The sequence below is a fragment of the Bradyrhizobium sp. SZCCHNS3002 genome, assembly GCF_032377435.1.
Classification (GTDB): Bacteria; Pseudomonadota; Alphaproteobacteria; order Rhizobiales; family Xanthobacteraceae; genus Bradyrhizobium.
On the sequence record NZ_JAUHHY010000004.1, the window covers coordinates 484,443 to 501,207 of the forward strand.

The window sequence follows — 16,765 nt, forward strand, 5'->3', positions numbered from 1 at the left end:
GTCAGGCGCTCGCGCCGACGACCTTCGCGGCCGGCTCGGCGAAGCGCTCGCGCTCCTGGGCGAGGAAGCCGGAAACCGCATCGGCCGGCATCGGCTTGGCGAAGTAGTAGCCCTGGATGTAGTCCGCGCCCAGACGCCGCAGGCTGTCGAGCTGCTCCTTGGTCTCGACACCTTCGACTACGCACGAAATTTCCATGTCGGCGCAGAGGCCGGTCAGCGACTTGATGATCTTGTGGCTGATCGGATTGGCATTGACGTCGCTCACGAAACTGCGGTCGACCTTGAGCTTGTCGAGCGGCAGCCGGTGAACGTGGCTGAGCGACGAGTAGCCGGTGCCGAAATCGTCCAGCGAGATGCCGCAACCGATCGCCTTCAATGCCGCGATCGACTGCTCGGCACGAGCGAAATCGAAGGTGACGGCGGTTTCGGTGATCTCGAACTCGATGCGGCGCGGCGGCACACCGCTGGCATGGATGACGGCCAGCAGCGGAAGAACGCCGTCCGGAGAACAGATGTCGTGTGCGGAGAGATTGAACGACACGCGAATGTCGTCCGGCCAGGTCCGCGCCGCGGCGAGCGCCTTGACCAGGAGACAACGCGTCAGGCTGCGGATGACGCCGATCCGCTCGGCGGCCGGGATGAAGCTCGCGGGCGACACCGTGCCCAGCTTGGGACTGTGCCAGCGCGCCAGGACCTCGAAGCCGGTGGTGCGTGCGTTCGTGGCGTCCATGATCGGCTGAAACGCCAGATCCATCTCGGCGTCGAAATCGGCCGTGCGCAACAGATGCTCGATCACGCTGCGGCTGCGGATCTCCGCCTCGAGCTCGGTCGAGAAGATGATGGCCTGGCCGCGGGCGCGACGCTTGGCGTGGTAGAGCGCATAATCGGCGCATTCGTACAGCGCATCCGCAACCATGGCCGAGCGCGGATACAGCGCAAAGCCGGTCGAGCACGACAGGCCCGTATGGGTCGTGTCGAACTGATAAGGCAGCTTGATGAGGTCGGTGATCTGCCGTCCGAGGTTGAGCAGATCGTCGTCCGTTGGATTGCCGGCGACCACCAGTCCGAACTCGTCGCCGCCGAGCCGGGCGAGATGGACCTGGCCGCCATGGCCGGCACAGGCGTCGCGGATGCGGCGCGCGGCCTCCATCAGCACGCGGTCGCCGACCGTATGCCCATAGGTGTCGTTGATCGGCTTGAAGCCGTCGAGATCGATGATGCCGACGGCAAGCCGCGTGCCGTCCCGCTCGGCCTCGGCGAAGGCTTGCGTGAGCTCCGAGAAGAAGCGACGGCGATTGGGCAGATCGGTCAGCGAATCCAGATTGGCGAGCCGGAAGTTTTCATCCGACAGCGCTTGCGTCGCGGCCTGCTCCGCGAGCAGCGATTTGCGGCTGGCAACCAGCGCAGCGAAATCGCGATAGTAGATGAACAGCACCGTGACCATGGCGCCGGACACGAGCAGCTGATTGACAGCGATCGCCCGCAGCGCGTGAACGCCCGTGGACATGAAGAAGACGACATAGGGGACGATGACCACGAGGGTCACGATCAGCGCCGCGGAGCGCAGATGCATGAGGCAGAAGATGATGCCGATGACCGTGACCGCCATGTAGAACGCGACCTGCCCCTTGGCGAACGGATCGCCATAGGGAAACAACGCGAACGACCAGACGACGAACAGCGCTCCGATCGGACCGGCAATCCGGTTGGTGACACGGAGGTTGCGCAGCACCTCGGCGTCGCTGCTGGCGGACTCGCCCTGCCGCAGCCACCACAGCATGCGAACGCCGGTAATCGTCGACAGCAGCGCCGGCACTGAAATCGTCAGCCACGCTGGCGCCACCGGCAGGAACGTGTAGGCGAGCGCCAGACTATTGGTGATGAGAATGAAATAGAGCAGCGGCACCTGCTTGGAGAACGCCTGGAACTGCGCACGCGTCAGCTCGGGATTGTCGGCGGGAACGCGAAACAACTCCGCCGCGCGGGCCATGTAACGTCTCACGTCCGGCATTGCCGCCCCGTTGTCAGCACCATTTCGCAGGGACTATCGCTCAGGACGGGTAAAGGGCGGGTTAGGTGCAGAACGCGTCAAACTGTAATCGACGGTTGTGAGCTACCGGCCGGCGCGCTGGTTTTGCGCACGGTTAAGTGCGCATCAAGGATAACCGTCGGATTGGGCCGCCGAAGTTCGCATGCGAGGCCTGACTCCGCTCACCTCGCCCTTCACCCGAGCGCTCAGCGCTTGCGCAGAAGGAACATGTCCTTGGCCGCGACCAGACCGCCACCGGCGATCAGCAGCGCCGCCACGGCGATCGTCGCGCTCGGCCGCGCGTAGCCGGCAACGATCAGGAACGCCGTCGACAACAGCGGCGTCGCATAGGACGCCGCACCCAGCACCCGAATGTCGCCGCGCTTCATGCCGATGTCCCAGGCATAGAACGCAGCACCGACCGGACCGATGCCGAGACCGACAACAGCGAGCCACTGCATCGGACCGTCAGGCCAGACCGTTCGCTCGACCGCAACATGGACCAGGGCCGCGAGAGCGGACGTCGCCAGGCAGAAGCCGGCGACGGCATCGGTCGGCACCGCCTTCAGACGGCGCGAGAGCACCGAATAGATCGCCCACACGAACGCCGCGACGAAGGCGGCCGCAAGCCCCGGCAACTGGCTCGCAGCGAAGCTCGCACCGTTACCGAGCAACAGCAGCGCGGTGCCGACGAGACCGATCCCGGCACCGATCACGTGATGAACCGCGAGCCGCTCGCCCGGCAGAAAGGCCGAGAACAGCACGATCAGCAGCGGCCAGAGATAGTTCAGCAGCCCGGCCTCGGCCGGTGGCGCGAAGCGCAGCGCCAGAAAATAAAGCGCGTGGTAGCCAAACAGCCCGCCCACGCCCACGACCCACGCCGCCACCGGCTGCCGCAGCACCTGGAGCCCGTCCGTTCGACGGATCAAACTGGCCAGGCCGACCGCACCGCCGACCGCGAAGGTCATTGCCGCCAGTTGGAAGGCGGGAATCGTGCCGGTCGCGACCGTCAACAAGGCGAGCAGCGACCACATCAGGATCGCGGTCAGACCGATCAGGGTCGCAGTGCGCTGGGACATCAGGCGGCAGGCTCCGTCACGGCCGGCTCATGCCGGCCACCCACGCCTGCGTCCGTGCGGGGAGCGTCCAAGACGTGAATGCCCGCGGCGAGCGCGGGCATCACGTTTTCCTTAGCCGCAGACGGCGGCCGGAGGCAACGCCGCCGGCGCAGATCACACCATGTACTGGCCGCCATTGACCGACAGCGTCGAGCCGGTGATGGCCCCTGCCTCGTCGGCCGCGAGGAACACCACGGCGCGCGCGATCTCCTCGGGCTCGCCGAGGCGCCCCACCGGAATCAGTGGCAGGATGGCTTTCTCGAGCACGTCCTTCGGCACCGCCTGCACCATCTCGGTGTTGATGTAGCCCGGGCAGATCACGTTGACGGTGATGCCGGCCTTGGCCGTCTCCAGCGCGAGCGCCTTGGTGAAGCCGATGTCGCCGGCCTTCGCCGCGGAGTAGTTGACCTGGCCGAACTGGCCCTTCTGGCCGTTGATCGAGGAGATGTTGATGATGCGGCCGAACTTGCGCGCGCGCATGCCCTCGATGACCGGGCGGGTCATGTTGAACAGCGAGCCGAGATTGGTGTTGATCACCGCGCTCCATTGCTCGAGCGTCATCTTGTGGAAGGCGGTGTCACGGGTGATGCCGGCATTGTTGATCAGGACATCGACGGGACCGAGATCGGCTTCGACCTTCTTGATGCCCTCACCGCAGGCCTCGAACGAGCTGACGTCCCATTTGTAGACGGGGATATCGGTCTCGCTCTTGAACTTCTCCGCAGCGGCATCGTTGCCGCCGTAATTCGCCGCGACCTTATATCCCGCCGCCTTCAGCGCCTTGCTGATCGCCGCTCCGATACCGCGCGTTCCCCCCGTCACCAACGCCACACGTGCCATGTCGAATCCTTCCCTCGATGACTGATCGCACAGGACAACCTCTGGCTGCCACCGTGCCTACCGTTGTTATTGGATCATGAACCTCCGCGCGACCATCACCTTGCCGCACGACCATCCATGCTCGCTCAACTCCATTTTTTTAGTGGTCGATTATGCGACGTGTTTGACGGACATCAAGAACAAAACGCCCGGCGAGATCGCCGGGCGTTGATCTTTAGTTGAGCTGGACGCGATTGCGAAGGCTGAACGGTTCGCAGTCACTGCCGGCTTTTTAGTCGCGTGCGACGCACAGCGCGATACCCATGCCGCCGCCGATGCACAGCGTCGCGAGGCCCTTCTTAGCGTCGCGCTTCTGCATCTCATGCAGCAGGGTCACGAGCACGCGCGCGCCGGATGCGCCGATCGGATGGCCGATCGCGATCGCGCCGCCGTTGACGTTGACCTTGGCCGGATCCCAGCCGAGGTCCTTGTTCACGGCACAGGCCTGCGCGGCGAACGCCTCGTTGGCTTCGATCAGGTCGAGGTCGGCGATGTTCCAACCGGCCTTCTTCAGCGCCGTGCGCGACGCCGGGATCGGGCCGGTGCCCATGACCTTCGGATCGACGCCGGCCTGGCCCCAGGACACGATCCGCGCGAGCGGGGTCTTGCCTTCCTTGGCCGCCTGCTTGGCGGTCATCAGCACCACGGCCGCTGCGCCGTCATTGATGCCCGACGCGTTGCCGGCTGTGACCGTGCCGTCCTTCTCGAAGGCCGCGCGCAACTTGGCCATGGCCTCGATCGTCGCGCCATGACGCGGATATTCGTCGGTGTCGACCACAGTGTCGCCCTTGCGGCTCTTCACCGTCACGGGCGCGATCTCGTCCTTGAACCTGCCGGCCTTCTGAGCCGCCTCGGCCTTGTTCTGCGATGCAACGGCGAACTCGTCCTGCTGCGCACGCGTGATCTGATATTGCTTCGCAACGTTCTCCGCGGTGTTGCCCATGTGATAGCCATTGAAGGCGTCCCACAGGCCGTCCTTGATCATCGTGTCGACCAGATCGAGCGAGCCCATCTTCACGCCGGCGCGCAGATATTGCGCATGCGCCGCCATGCTCATCGACTCCTGGCCGCCGGCGACCACGATGTCGGAGTCGCCATTGACGAGCGCCTGATAGCCGAGCGCAACGGAGCGCAGGCCGGAGCCGCACAGCTGGTTGATGCCCCAGGCCGGGCTCTCGACTGGAATGCCGGCGGCGATCGAGGCCTGGCGCGCCGGGTTCTGGCCCTGCGCCGCAGTCAGGATCTGGCCCATGATGACCTCCGAGACGCGGCCGGGCTCGACACCGGCGCGCTCCAGCGCGGCCTTGATGGCCACCGCACCCAGCTCATGGGCCGGGACACTGGCGAAGGCACCGTTGAAACTTCCAACCGCGGTGCGGGCGGCGCTGACGATGACGACATCGTCTGACATGAGCATCTCCTGGGGTTCTTGATCTTGGACGTGGAAACGAGGGCTTGAGAGATCGGGCGTATTTGAAATCAAACCGAATTTCTTCGTTCACGGTCGCGCCGGCCGTCCGCAAGCCTCGGATTGGCAGATGCGCAACCTTCGCACTTCATCCTGTTAACGTCGTTGCGACATGTCAATTGGCGGCATCAGCGATTCCTGTTGCGGCGCATTCAAATTGGCACGCTTGGCGGTTTCGTGAGCAGGAATTCTGCTGCGGGATTAACCGTTCCGCACAAAACCGTAGCCGAACTCGCCCGAAAGTGATTACGTTATTGCATTGCGTAGCTCTTCGCCCTGCGGCGACGCCGCCGGGTTCCCTGTTCTCGGTTTGCATGTGTGAGCTCATGGCGAAATCTGACCAACCCACCACGATCAAGAAATACGCGAACCGGCGGCTCTACAATACCGGGACGAGTACCTACGTGACCCTCGAAGATCTGGCCTCGATGGTTAAGAACGGGGAGGATTTCCTGGTCTACGACGCCAAGACCGGCGACGACATCACCCGGTCCGTGCTCGCCCAGATCATCTTCGAGCAGGAGAACAAGGCGGGACAGAACCTGCTGCCCACCACATTCCTGCGCCAGTTGATCCGCTTCTACGGCGACAGCATGCAGATGGTGGTACCCAAATACCTGGAGCAGTCGATCGACACACTGACCAAGGAGCAGGAGAAGTTCCGCAAGCAGATCGCCGACACCTTCAGCGGGACGCCTTTCGCGCCGCTCGAGGAGCAGGTGCGCCGCAACATGGAGCTGTTCCAGCAGACCTTCTCGATGTTCAAGCCGTTCGCGCCTGGTGCGGTCCGCGCCGAGGAGAAGGCCGCCGAGCCCGCTGCTGCCGCCGCCGACGACAACATCGACGAGCTGCGCCGCCAGATGAAGGAAATGCAGGACCGGCTCGACCGCATGTCGGAGCCGAAGAAGGACGAGCAGCAAGGCTGACGCTTGCCGCTTGATCCGCGATTGGAGGCCGGCGGCTGATCAGCTCGCCGCCGGCAATTCTGCCCTGCCGTGCTCGATCCACGGCCGATCGACCGAGGCGAGGCCGATCACCCGGCCCTGGATGTAATCGCAGCCCCAGTCGCGCAGCAGCGCGACCGACGCCTCGTCCTGCACCCATTCCGCGACCGTCTTGATCTGCAGCCGTCGCGCCAGCTCGACCAGCGTCTGGACGAAGGCGCGGTCGTCAGCCGAGCGCACGAGATTCTGCACGAAGGCGCCGTCGATCTTGACGATGTCGACGCCGAGCTTGCGCAGATTGCGGAACGAGGTGTGCCCGGCGCCGAAATCATCGATGGCGATTCGGCTGCCGAGATCCTTCAGCCGCGTCACGAAGCCGCGGAGATCGTCGACGTCCTGGATCTCGACCGTCTCGGTGATCTCGACGATCAGCCGTTCGGCGACCCCAGGATGGGCGCGCATCATGGATTCGATCGAGGCCCACCAGTCCGGATCCATGGTGGTCTCAGGCGAGATGTTGAGGCTCAGGGTGACGTCGGGCGTGCTCGCGAGCTCAGCCACCACCAGCTCCAGAATGCGGTGATCGACCAGACGGATCAATCCGAGCCGTTCGGCGACCGGGACGACGTCCGGCGCCAGCAAGGCCCGGCCGTCATCCTGGCGCATCCGCACCAGGCATTCATAGAAGGCGGGCGCAAGCGTGTTGGCATTCACCACCGGCTCGAACGCCGTGACGATGCGCCGCTCATTGAGCGCCGTCACGATCTCGTCGGTGACGCGGATGTTGACCTTGCGCTGCGCGTCGCGCTCCACGTTCGGCCGCCAGGTCGAGAACGATCCGATGCGGCGGCGCTTGGCGGCGTCGAGCGTCTCATGGGCGCGGTTGACCGCTTCCTCGACCGAGCGGGCGTGACGGGGAACGCTCACTGCGCCGATCGTCGCGGTGACGGCGACCGGCCCTGACTTGGTCGGCACCACCTCGTCGCGCACGGTCGCGAGAAAACGCTCGGCGGCGGTGGTCATGTCGTCCATCGTGCAGTTCTTCAGGATCAACCCGAACTTGTTGCCCGAGAACCGCCCGAGCGTGTCGCCACCACGGAGCCGGCCCCGGATGCGCTGGGCGATCTCCAGCACGACGCCGTCGGCGACGTCGAAGCCGAAGGCGTCGTTGATGCGCGCGAGATGATCGATGCCGACCAGCATGAAGGCGCAGGAGAAGCGGAACCGCTGCGCCTCCTCGATCACCTCGGCAAGCGTCGCCAGCAGATGCGTCCGGTTCAGCTCGCCGGTCAGCGGATCGTGCCGTGACAGCTTGAGCAGTTGCTCCTCGCGGGCGTGGCGCTCGTTGTTGATCCGGACGATGCCCTGGGCACGGGCCGGCCGCGCGTCGGAGCCTGCGAACCAGCAGCCGGTTTCCTCGACCCAGATCAGCGGCGCCCCGGCGTGGGTGCGCACGCCATATTCGATCCGGTACGGCGTGCCGCTGGCGCCGTATAGCGGTGCCGTCTGGAGCATGATCTCAGTGCGGATGCCGCGGTCCGGCTCGATCAGCTTGCTGAACTCGGCCCCATTGCAGAGCTGCGGCAACGGAACGTCGGCAAACACCGCCCCGACGTGATCGCTCCAGACGATCACGTCGCTTGCCAGGTCCCAGACGAAGGCGGCTTGGCCCAGGGACGCCAGGATCATCGCGGTCTGTGGCAATTCGGATGTCAAGGTCGCCTCGTTTCGGCACAGGCCGGCAGGACCGGCGCTGATTTGGGAACGGCCGACGCGTACCCGCGCGAGCGGCGGCGGCCGACTTCGCGAATCAGACTACGCATCTCTGGTTAACGGAGAGCATGCCGAGGCGACGAGCGCGTGTCCGAGACGCGTCAACCATGTTTGGAACATGCAGCGCCCAGCGACGCTTGGGACGGCATTGCTTTTGCGAGATCGAGGGGCGAAAGGTACCGGCGTCCCAGAACGTGACAATCGCGCCGGCGGTGGTTGGACAATGTTAACGATTGATCAGGACGGCGGTCGCCTGGACGGGTTGGAGGAGACCTCCCGCTCGGTGACGCTGCTGCCGAGCGATGCGAGCCATGACCGTCGCGCGCGGATCATTCGCGCAGCCCGCCCCGATGCCGGCTTCGTGACCCATCTGATCGCGACCGCCGAGCAGCTGCCGCAGACCCGCACGCTCAGGCGCGCGGCCGCTGCCGACGTCCACAGTGCCTATGCGGCGAGGCTTCAGCCGGTCACGCGTGCCGGCGGCCGGACCCGAGAAATGATCTAAGCGCGCGCTCCTGCGTCTCAGGGCTTCAGCGTCTCGGGCTTGGGCGGCTCAGAAGCGGTCGGAGCAGCGGCCTCGGCCTCCTTCGGCTCCGCGACCCAGCCGGTCGTCGGCGCGGGAGCCGGCCGAGGGACCGAGCGGTCGAGCAGCACGGACTCGGCGACCGAAGCAGCCGCCGGCACCGCATCGGTCGGCTCTTGAACGACGGGTGCAGCAGCGTCCGCGTGCTGGACCTCCGGCTCCTGAATTTCCGTCTTGGTCGGTTCTTTGACCGCTTCCCGGGCAGGCTCTTCGACAGGCTCAGGTTCTGGATCCGCAACGGGCGCTTCGACGGGAGCCGGCATGGGCGCGGGGGCTGCGACGACGGCGCGGGCGGCGCGCTTGGTGCGCAGCGAGACTCCGCTGAAGAAATCGACCATCGCCAGCAGGGTCAGCAGCAGAAAGGTCGAGTTCCCGAACTTCTGCCACATCGCGAATTCGGCGGCGGCGCCGCCGAAGACCAGCAGCGACAGCAGGTGGTCGGTGAGATATTTGCCGTTCGGCTTCGCCGCCTTGATGATCTCAAGCAGCAGCAGCAGCACGCCCAGGGCCAGCAGCATGTCGCCGAGCGAGATCGTCCAGACCTCGCCGGACGGAAGCTGAAGGCGCAGCAGCGTCTCGCTGAAGGCGACCCCCGGCATCAGGAAGACGATCATGTTGTAGATCGCCAGCGGGATCAGCAGCAGCGGGAAACCGACCATGGACATCGGTTGAAGCCTTGGATGGCGCGGGCGGCGGCCCGGCGCAAAATCAATCGGTGCGAAGAAGATGACAGCGAGACGGGATCACGCGGCACAGATACGCAACGGTCCCGGCGAATCACGTCGCACGGGACCGCTTTCAACCCCATCGATGGCCGAATTCGGGCGGCTTGGAAAGCGGCCCGCGCGGACAATCAGGCGTCTTTCTTCTTCAGGACCTGGCGGCCCTTGTACATGCCGGTCTTCAGGTCCAGGTGGTGCGGACGACGCAGCTCGCCGGAATCCTTGTCCTCGACATAGGTCGGCTTCTTGATCGCGTCAGCCGAGCGGCGCATGCCGCGGCGCGACGGCGAAGTTTTTCTTCTGGGGACGGCCATATCGGTATCCTCTAGGGTATTTTTGCAAGGCATCGTCCGCAAAGGACGGCTGCAGCCATGAAGCTGGCGAGCCCGGATGCCGATCAAGGCCGCGCTTATAGAGGAAGGGGTGCGGCATGGCTAGGGCTCTCCGAGGCATTTTTGGCCAAATTTGCGCCGCTCGGACCTTACCGCCGCTCCCCCCAGCAGGTCTGCAGGCCGGAGGACTGCGCCCGCATCATATAGGTTGCGGACAGCCGTCTCACGCCGGGGCCGGGCGTGCGGGCACTGCGCCGGACCGGGTTCGGCAGGATCGAGGCCATCAGCGCCGCCTCGCGCGGGCCGAGCCCCGCGGCCGAGCGGTTGAAGGCGTAATTCGCGCCGGCTTCGGCGCCGAACTGGCCGGACGGGCCGAGCTCGGCGATGTTGAGGTAGATTTCGAGGATGCGCCGCTTGCCGAGGACGAGGTCGATCCACAGCGCCAGCGGCAGTTCCAGCGCCTTGCGGACATAGCTGCGGCCCTGCCACAGGAACAGGTTCTTGGCGACCTGCTGGGTGATGGTCGAGCCGCCACGGCTGACCTCGCCGTCCTCGGCATCGTTCATGACCTCGCGCAGCGCGCCCCAGTCGATGCCGTGATGGCTGCAGAATTTGGCATCCTCCGCCGCCACCACCGAGCGCGGCAGATACGGCGACATCGCCGAGAGGTCGATCCAGTGCCGCGTCACCGGCTGCCCCGTCACCGACCGCCACAGCATCAGGGTCGAGACCGGGTGGCCCACGGCATAGAACGGCGTCAGCGCGTAGGGCACGAGCAGCACCAGCACGGCGATCACGAGGAGGGTTCTGACGGTACGCAAGGGCAGGCGCCGCTCGGTTGGGACCGCCGTGGGGGCGGCCAGCTGGCCGGGATTATCCGACATCTCGATGTGGTTTCCTGCTTTTTTCCGCCGTTGCGGCCGAAAGCCGCCACCGCCCCGGCAATTGACGAAGTCGCCGCCATCAACGATTGTCCGGCGAATTTCGCCCCCCTGGAGCTCTTCTTAAATGACTGCGACGGCCACCGACTTCACCCAACGCCTGGACAAGACCGCGGAGGAGACCGAAGCGCTGCTCGGGGAGCTCCTGTCCGATGCGCCGATGGCCGACGAGATCATCAGGCCGAAGCGGCTGATCGAATCGATGCGCTATTCCAGCCTGAACGGCGGCAAGCGGCTGCGCCCGTTCCTGGTGGTCGAGAGCGCCGCCGTGTTCGGCGTCCCGCGCCGGGGCGCGCTGATGGCCGGCGCCGCACTCGAATGCATCCACTGCTACTCCCTCATCCATGACGACCTGCCGGCGATGGACAATTCCGATCTGCGCCGCGGCCGCCCCACGCTGCACAAGGCCTATGACGACGCCACCGCGATCCTGGCCGGTGACGCCCTGCTGACCATCGCCTTCGACATCATCACCCGCGACGAGATTCATCCCGATGCCGGCGTCCGCCTCGCTTTGACCCGGGCGCTGGCCCGCTGCGCCGGTGTCGGCGGCATGGCCGGCGGCCAGATCCTCGACCTCGCCGGCGAGGGCCGGTTCGGCGACAGCGGCCCGGTCGACGTCGCCCGCGTTCAGCAGATGAAGACCGGCGCCCTGCTCCGCTTCGGCTGCATCGCCGGCGCCCTGCTCGGTCAGGCCTCGGCGGCCGAGTACCAGGCGCTCGACGATTACGGCCGCGCGCTCGGAGAGGCCTTCCAGATCGCCGACGACCTGCTCGACGTCGAGGGCGATGCGGCGACGCTCGGCAAGCCGGCCGGCGCCGACGCCGAGCTCGGCAAGACCACCTTCGTCACCCAGCTCGGCATCGAGGGCGCCAGGCAGCGCGTCCGCGACCTGCTCGCCCGCGGCGATGCCGCGCTGTCGATCTTCGGCGCCAAGGGCGACGTGCTGCGCGCCGCCGCCCACTTCGTTGCCGAACGCAAGAGCTGAGGCGAGGCGTTGGCCGGAGTCCATCCTGACGATCCGGACCTCGCCCGCTTTGCAAGGCTGCCAGCTGCGCTGCGCGTCATCTATGCGCGGCCGCGGACCTTCATATCGCTGGGGCTCGCGATCGTCGCGTTCTTCCTGCTGCCGCCGGCGCTCCGCCTGATCACGCGGCTGCTGATCGGCTGGGACATCTTCACCGCGATCTACCTCGTGCTGGTCGCGGTGATGATGCTGCGCAGCGAGCATCATCACATCCGCCGCAAGGCGGTCATGCAGGACGATGGCCGCTTCGTGATCCTGATGGTGACGGCGCTGGGCGCCTTCGCCAGCATCGCCGCGATCGTGCTCGAGCTCGGCGCTTCCAAGCGCGACGCTCCGGCGCTGACGCTGGCGCTGCTCACCGTCTCGCTGTCCTGGGCCGCGGTGCATGCGACCTTCGCCCTGCACTACGCCCATGATTATTACCGCGGCGCCAAGCCTGGGGGCCTGCAATTCCCCAGCGGCGACAAAGACGAGCACGCCGACTACTGGGACTTCGTCTACTTCTCCTTCATCATCGGCATGACCGCCCAGGTCTCCGACGTCGGCATCACCGACAAGATCATTCGCCGCACCGCGACCGTCCACGGCATCATCTCGTTCGTCTACAACACCGCGCTGGTCGCCCTGATGGTCAACATCGCCGCCAGCGCGATCTCCTCCTGATCAGTTGCATACCTCGACGCTGGCATTGTTGGCCGGCCCGCCGCCGCCGCGATATTCGAGCCGGCAGCCGGGCCGGACGGTGCGGCACAGATAGGCGTCGCAATAGATCTGCCCGCCCGACTTCGCGGGCCGGGCCGCCTGCGTCTGCGGCCTGGTGTAGCCCGGGGCCGCCCCGATGCCGAGACCGCCACCACCTCCGATCCCCACCCCGACGCCCGTACCGGGAGCCGGCATCGGCAGGCCGGCGTCCGGTGCCGCACGGCCGCGGCGGCGCGACGGCACATCTTCGTCGCTGCTGTCGCGCTTGGCGACCGGCTTCCGGTCGCGCCGCTTCTCGCATTCATTGTCGTCGTTGACGAACGAGCCTTCGGCACAGACGATGCGGGTGCAGCGGTCGCCGTCCGGCTTGCTGCCATGCGGGCAGACCAGGGGGCACACCCGCGCCTGCTTGAGCTTGATCGCCTGGAGCGCATCGGCCGATGCCGCCTGGGTGTCGAGCTTGGTGCCGGCATAGCGGTTGAACTGCGACAGCGAGCGGCGCGAGGCCGAGCCCCAGTCGCCATCGGCATCCTCAGTGAGGCAGCCGACCCGGCGCAGCTCGAGCTGCACCGACTTGGTGAGATCGGCGGGCTGCGCGGCCGGGGTCAGCGCGGCCACCTGCGGCCCCTGCTGCGGCGCTGCGGCCGTCGGCGTGCCGGACGAGGTCGCCGCGCGCGGATTGTCGACCGCCGCGAGCTGCTGGTCCCCGCGCTTCTTCTCGGCTTCGGCCGCCTGCTGCTGCGCGAGCTGCGTGGCCTTCTCGGCTGCGATCCGCGCCTGCTCCGCGGCCTTGGCCTCGGCCTCCGCCTTGGCGAGCGTCTCCTTGCGCGCGCCCTCGGCGGCGAGCCGCGCCCGCTCGGCCTCGGTCGCGCGGGCTTTCTCGGCGGCGACCACGCGGTTCTCCTCGGCGGTCAGCTTTTCGAGCTGCAGCTTGGCGAGGCTCGCATAGAAACCGTCGGGGTACTGCGCCAGGAAGGCGTTCAGCGCGCCCTTGTTGCCGACCTGCATCGCGAGCTCGTAATCGCGCCGGATGTCGGCCTGAGGGTTCGGCGGCGGCGTCACCGGCATCTGCGTCACGACGCGCGGCACGCCGGGAACCAGCGGCACGTCCTCGCCGCCGAGCGAGCCGTACACGAACGGTTCCTGGCGGTTGGCGGTCGCCTTCAACACCTCGTCGCGGACGAAGCCGAACGCCTTGCGGACGTCGAGTCCGGGCGTCGCGATGTGCCGCGACAGCGCCAAGGTGAACGGTGAGTTCTTGCCGTCGCCGTCCTGCGCGGTCGAACCGGCCTTGGCGGAATAGGCGATCAGCGTGTTCGGGCTGGTCGGCTCGACCTTGGCGAGGCCGCGGCCGAGGCTGCGGGTCGCCACCGTCCGCTGCATGTTGCGGGTGAACGGGTTGTCACGGCAGGCATCGAGAATGACGAGGCGCAGCTTCTTCGCCGGCTCGACGGCAACCAGAATGCGGTCGAGCGACAGCGTCTCGTCGTAGACATCGGTGTCGCGCTCGAGCCGGGCGTCGATCGGGATCAGATAGTTCGACCCTTCGACCTCCATGCCGTGGCCGGCGTAGTAGACCACCGCGATATCGGCATCGCGGGCGGCATCGGCGAAATCGCGCAGTGCCCGGCGCGTCTCCCGCGCGGTGAGATCGCGCCGATAATCGACGACATCGAAGCCCGCGCTCTTGAAGGTCGCCGTCATGACCGCGCCGTCATTGACCGGGTTCGTCAGTTGCGGCACGTTCTGATAGGCGGAGTTGCCGATGACGAGCGCCACCCGCTTCTCCGCGAGCGCCGGGTGGCCGGCCAGCAGCAGCGCTGCCGCCACGAGAAAACCGCCCAATCGAACTGACCACGACATCGTATCTACCCCATAGCCCTGGGAAACATGCTCGGTCTGCTAGCAGATTGCGGCCGTTCGGCTTGTGACCGGGATCACGCAAGGTTCGGTCCGGGGACATCCCGCCTGGGCCACGATATTTCTGTCGACGGAGCATCATCCGCAGTTCATGGCTTGCCAAGCCCCGTTTTGCATCGAAAATGCGATCCTTGTTTGTCCGCGGTTCCCCAGGGAGTTGGCCATGAGCGCAGACCGTTCCACCGTCGAGGCCGTCGTGCAGGGCTATTTCGACGCGCTCTACGAGGGCGACGCCGACAAGCTCGGCGCCGTGTTCCACCCCACCGCGGACCTGCGCTGGGTCGACAACGGCGAGCTCAAGATCCTCACTGTGCCGGACTGGCTGGCCTGGGTGCGCAAGCGCCCCTCCGCCAAGGGGGAAGGCAAGCCGCGCGAGGACTTCATCGTCACCATCGACCGTTCGGACGACAAGACCGCCTTCATCAAGGTGCGCTGCCAGCTGCCGCCGCGCTATTTCACCGATTACCTGGTGGCGATGAAGCTGAAGGACGGCTGGCAGATCGTGTCGAAGTCCTACCGCTACGACCTCCGGGATTGAGGCCGGCGCAAGGACGCCAGGCCCCCCGCCATGGAAGCTCACTTTCAGATATTCCTGATCCTGCTGGCCGTGCTGGCGGGAACCGCCCTTCTTGCACGGCGGGCCAACCTGGCGCCGGCGATCCTGCTGATGCTCGCCGGCATCGCGCTGGCCTTCGTGCCGGGCATGCCCGCCTTCGCGCTGCCGCCGGAGCTGGTGCTGCTGGTGGTGTTGCCGCCGCTGATCTATTCGTCGAGCGTCGCGATGAGCTGGCGCGAGTTCAAGCGCAACCTGCGGCCGATCGTGCTGCTCGCCGTCGGCTGCGTGATCTTCACCGCCTCCATGGTTGCGATCGCGACCCACTATCTTCTCGGTCTGCCCTGGAGCCTCGGCTTCCTGCTCGGCGCCATCGTGGCGCCGCCCGACGTCGTGGCGCCGCTCGCCATCGCCCGCCGGCTGCACCTGCCGCGCCGGGTGATGGTCATCCTCGAAGGCGAGGGCCTCGCCAATGATGCGACGGCGCTGATTCTCTATCGCTTCGCCGTGGCCGCCATCACCACCGGCGCGTTCTCGCTTCCGGTCGCGGCCGGCGAGTTCGCCGCGATCGTGGTCGGCGAGATCGCGTTCGGCATCGGCGTCGGCTGGCTGATGCTGCGCGCCCGCCATTACGCCCGGGATCCGCAGGTCGAGATCACGCTGTCGCTGCTGACGCCCTATCTCGCCTACTGGATCCCCGAGCATGTCGGCGGCTCCGGCGTGATCGCCACGGTCGCCTGCGGCCTCTATATGAGCTGGAACGGACCGCTCTGGATCTCCTCCGCAACCCGCCTGCAGGGCGTGTTCTTCTGGGACCTCGTCGTCTACCTGATCGAGGGCATGCTGTTCCTCTTGACCGGCTTCCAGATGCGGCTGATCTACGAGAAGTCGAAGGCGTTCCCGCTCGACGAAATCATGATCGCCACCGCGCTCGTGGTCGCGATCGTCGTGATCGCGCGCTTCGCCTGGACCTTTCCGGCGACCATCCTGCCACGCGTGCTGAGCCCCTCGCTGCGCGCCAGGGATCCGCTGCCGCCGTGGCAGCAGACCTTCATCATCGGCTTCACCGGGGTCCGCGGCACGGTCTCGCTCGCCACCGCGCTGGCGCTGCCGCTCACGCTCTCGACCGGTGAAGCCTTTCCCTATCGCGACGAGATCCTGTTCATCGCCTTCGGCGTGATCTTCTTCACCTTGATCGGCCTCGGCCTGACCCTGCCGATCGTCGTGCGCCTGCTCGGCGTCTCCAACACCGGACGCGCCGAGCATGTGCGAGAGCACGAGCAGGAGATTGCGGCACGGCGCGAGGGGCTCGACCGGGCGCTGAAGTCGCTGGAGATGATGACCAGCGACCGCGAGGTGTCCGACGAGGTCATGCGGCTGCTGCGCGCTCGACACGAGGTCCGCGTCAACCAGCTGCCGGCCGCGTTCGACGCCGACGAATACGACGCCTCCGCGCTCGGCATCGAGCTGACCCGCGAGCTGATCGGCGTGGAACGCAAGACCATTCACGTCATGCTCCGCGACGGCCAGATCACCGACGAAACCCGCCGCCGCATCGAGCGCGATTTGGATCTGGAAGAGGCGAGCCTCGCCAACCGGGAATATGGGCACGTTCCGTTGTAGGGCGTGAGTTGTCGCGCATAGCTCTCTCCGTTCGTCATTGCGAGCGCAGCGAAGCAATCCAGGGTGGCGGGCGGGACTCTGGATTGCTTCGCTGCTGTTCAGCCCGGGGACATGGCTGACAGGTGTTCGGAGACATGGTTGACACCTCAAA

General features: G+C 66.4%; 15 protein-coding genes. 6 read left to right on the forward strand and 9 right to left on the reverse strand.

The features are described from left to right. Position 1: 1 nt before the first annotated feature. From QW845_RS11830 to QW845_RS11845, 4 genes are all read right to left on the reverse strand, one after another. Positions 2-2,011 carry a putative bifunctional diguanylate cyclase/phosphodiesterase gene (locus tag QW845_RS11830; protein WP_315801743.1) on the reverse strand — a complete coding sequence of 670 codons (2,010 nt, stop codon included), beginning with the start codon at positions 2,009-2,011 and terminating at the stop codon, positions 2-4. 224 nt (positions 2,012-2,235) lie between these two features. After that, a complete protein-coding gene (locus QW845_RS11835) occupies positions 2,236-3,108 on the reverse strand; it encodes a DMT family transporter (RefSeq protein ID WP_315801744.1) in 873 nt (290 codons plus the stop codon). Positions 3,109-3,261: 153 nt separating this feature from the next. Then, entirely contained in the window at positions 3,262-3,987 is a 726-nt protein-coding gene (locus tag QW845_RS11840) for a beta-ketoacyl-ACP reductase (protein WP_315801745.1), read from the reverse strand. Positions 3,988-4,258: 271 nt separating this feature from the next. Next, complete coding sequence (locus QW845_RS11845; protein ID WP_315801746.1) at positions 4,259-5,437, reverse strand: acetyl-CoA C-acetyltransferase; 1,179 nt, start codon at positions 5,435-5,437, stop codon at positions 4,259-4,261. A 383-nt stretch (positions 5,438-5,820) separates the two neighbouring features. On the opposite strand from QW845_RS11845, the gene phaR reads away from it, so the two are divergent. Next, positions 5,821-6,420 carry a polyhydroxyalkanoate synthesis repressor PhaR gene (gene phaR / locus QW845_RS11850; RefSeq protein ID WP_257167926.1) on the forward strand — a complete coding sequence of 200 codons (600 nt, stop codon included), beginning with the start codon at positions 5,821-5,823 and terminating at the stop codon, positions 6,418-6,420. A gap of 39 nt (positions 6,421-6,459) precedes the next feature. On the opposite strand, the gene QW845_RS11855 is transcribed toward phaR, so the two are convergent. Then, positions 6,460-8,127 (reverse strand): bifunctional diguanylate cyclase/phosphodiesterase, encoded by a 1,668-nt coding sequence (locus tag QW845_RS11855; protein WP_315801784.1) that lies wholly within the window; start codon positions 8,125-8,127, stop codon positions 6,460-6,462. Between the two features lie 367 nt (positions 8,128-8,494). Here QW845_RS11855 and QW845_RS11860 point away from each other — a divergent pair, with 367 nt between their 5' ends. Continuing rightward, complete coding sequence (locus QW845_RS11860; protein WP_315801747.1) at positions 8,495-8,716, forward strand: hypothetical protein; 222 nt, start codon at positions 8,495-8,497, stop codon at positions 8,714-8,716. A gap of 17 nt (positions 8,717-8,733) precedes the next feature. Here QW845_RS11860 and QW845_RS11865 read toward each other — a convergent pair whose 3' ends face one another. From QW845_RS11865 to mtgA, 3 genes are all read right to left on the reverse strand, one after another. Beyond that, positions 8,734-9,459: a hypothetical protein gene (locus tag QW845_RS11865; protein ID WP_315801748.1), complete on the reverse strand. Its 726-nt coding sequence runs from the start codon at positions 9,457-9,459 to the stop codon at positions 8,734-8,736. 188 nt (positions 9,460-9,647) lie between these two features. Further along, complete coding sequence (gene rpmF / locus QW845_RS11870; protein WP_006610266.1) at positions 9,648-9,830, reverse strand: 50S ribosomal protein L32; 183 nt, start codon at positions 9,828-9,830, stop codon at positions 9,648-9,650. 167 nt (positions 9,831-9,997) lie between these two features. Beyond that, positions 9,998-10,669 (reverse strand): monofunctional biosynthetic peptidoglycan transglycosylase, encoded by a 672-nt coding sequence (gene mtgA / locus QW845_RS11875; protein ID WP_315801785.1) that lies wholly within the window; start codon positions 10,667-10,669, stop codon positions 9,998-10,000. Between the two features lie 187 nt (positions 10,670-10,856). Between mtgA and QW845_RS11880 the strand changes: the two genes are divergently transcribed. Both QW845_RS11880 and QW845_RS11885 read left to right on the forward strand, forming a co-directional pair. Then, the gene (locus QW845_RS11880) at positions 10,857-11,777 is read left to right on the forward strand and encodes a farnesyl diphosphate synthase (protein WP_315801749.1); all 921 of its coding nucleotides are present in this window, start codon (positions 10,857-10,859) and stop codon (positions 11,775-11,777) included. Between the two features lie 9 nt (positions 11,778-11,786). Further along, complete coding sequence (locus tag QW845_RS11885) at positions 11,787-12,479, forward strand: DUF1345 domain-containing protein (protein ID WP_315801750.1); 693 nt, start codon at positions 11,787-11,789, stop codon at positions 12,477-12,479. On the opposite strand, the gene QW845_RS11890 is transcribed toward QW845_RS11885, so the two are convergent. Continuing rightward, positions 12,480-14,381 (reverse strand): caspase domain-containing protein, encoded by a 1,902-nt coding sequence (locus QW845_RS11890; protein ID WP_315801751.1) that lies wholly within the window; start codon positions 14,379-14,381, stop codon positions 12,480-12,482. It abuts the gene before it with no gap. 220 nt (positions 14,382-14,601) lie between these two features. Between QW845_RS11890 and QW845_RS11895 the strand changes: the two genes are divergently transcribed. Together QW845_RS11895 and QW845_RS11900 are read left to right on the forward strand one after the other, a co-directional pair. Continuing rightward, positions 14,602-14,976 (forward strand): nuclear transport factor 2 family protein, encoded by a 375-nt coding sequence (locus QW845_RS11895; protein ID WP_315801752.1) that lies wholly within the window; start codon positions 14,602-14,604, stop codon positions 14,974-14,976. Between the two features lie 30 nt (positions 14,977-15,006). After that, entirely contained in the window at positions 15,007-16,614 is a 1,608-nt protein-coding gene (locus QW845_RS11900; RefSeq protein ID WP_315801753.1) for a Na+/H+ antiporter, read from the forward strand. Positions 16,615-16,765: the final 151 nt, after the last annotated feature.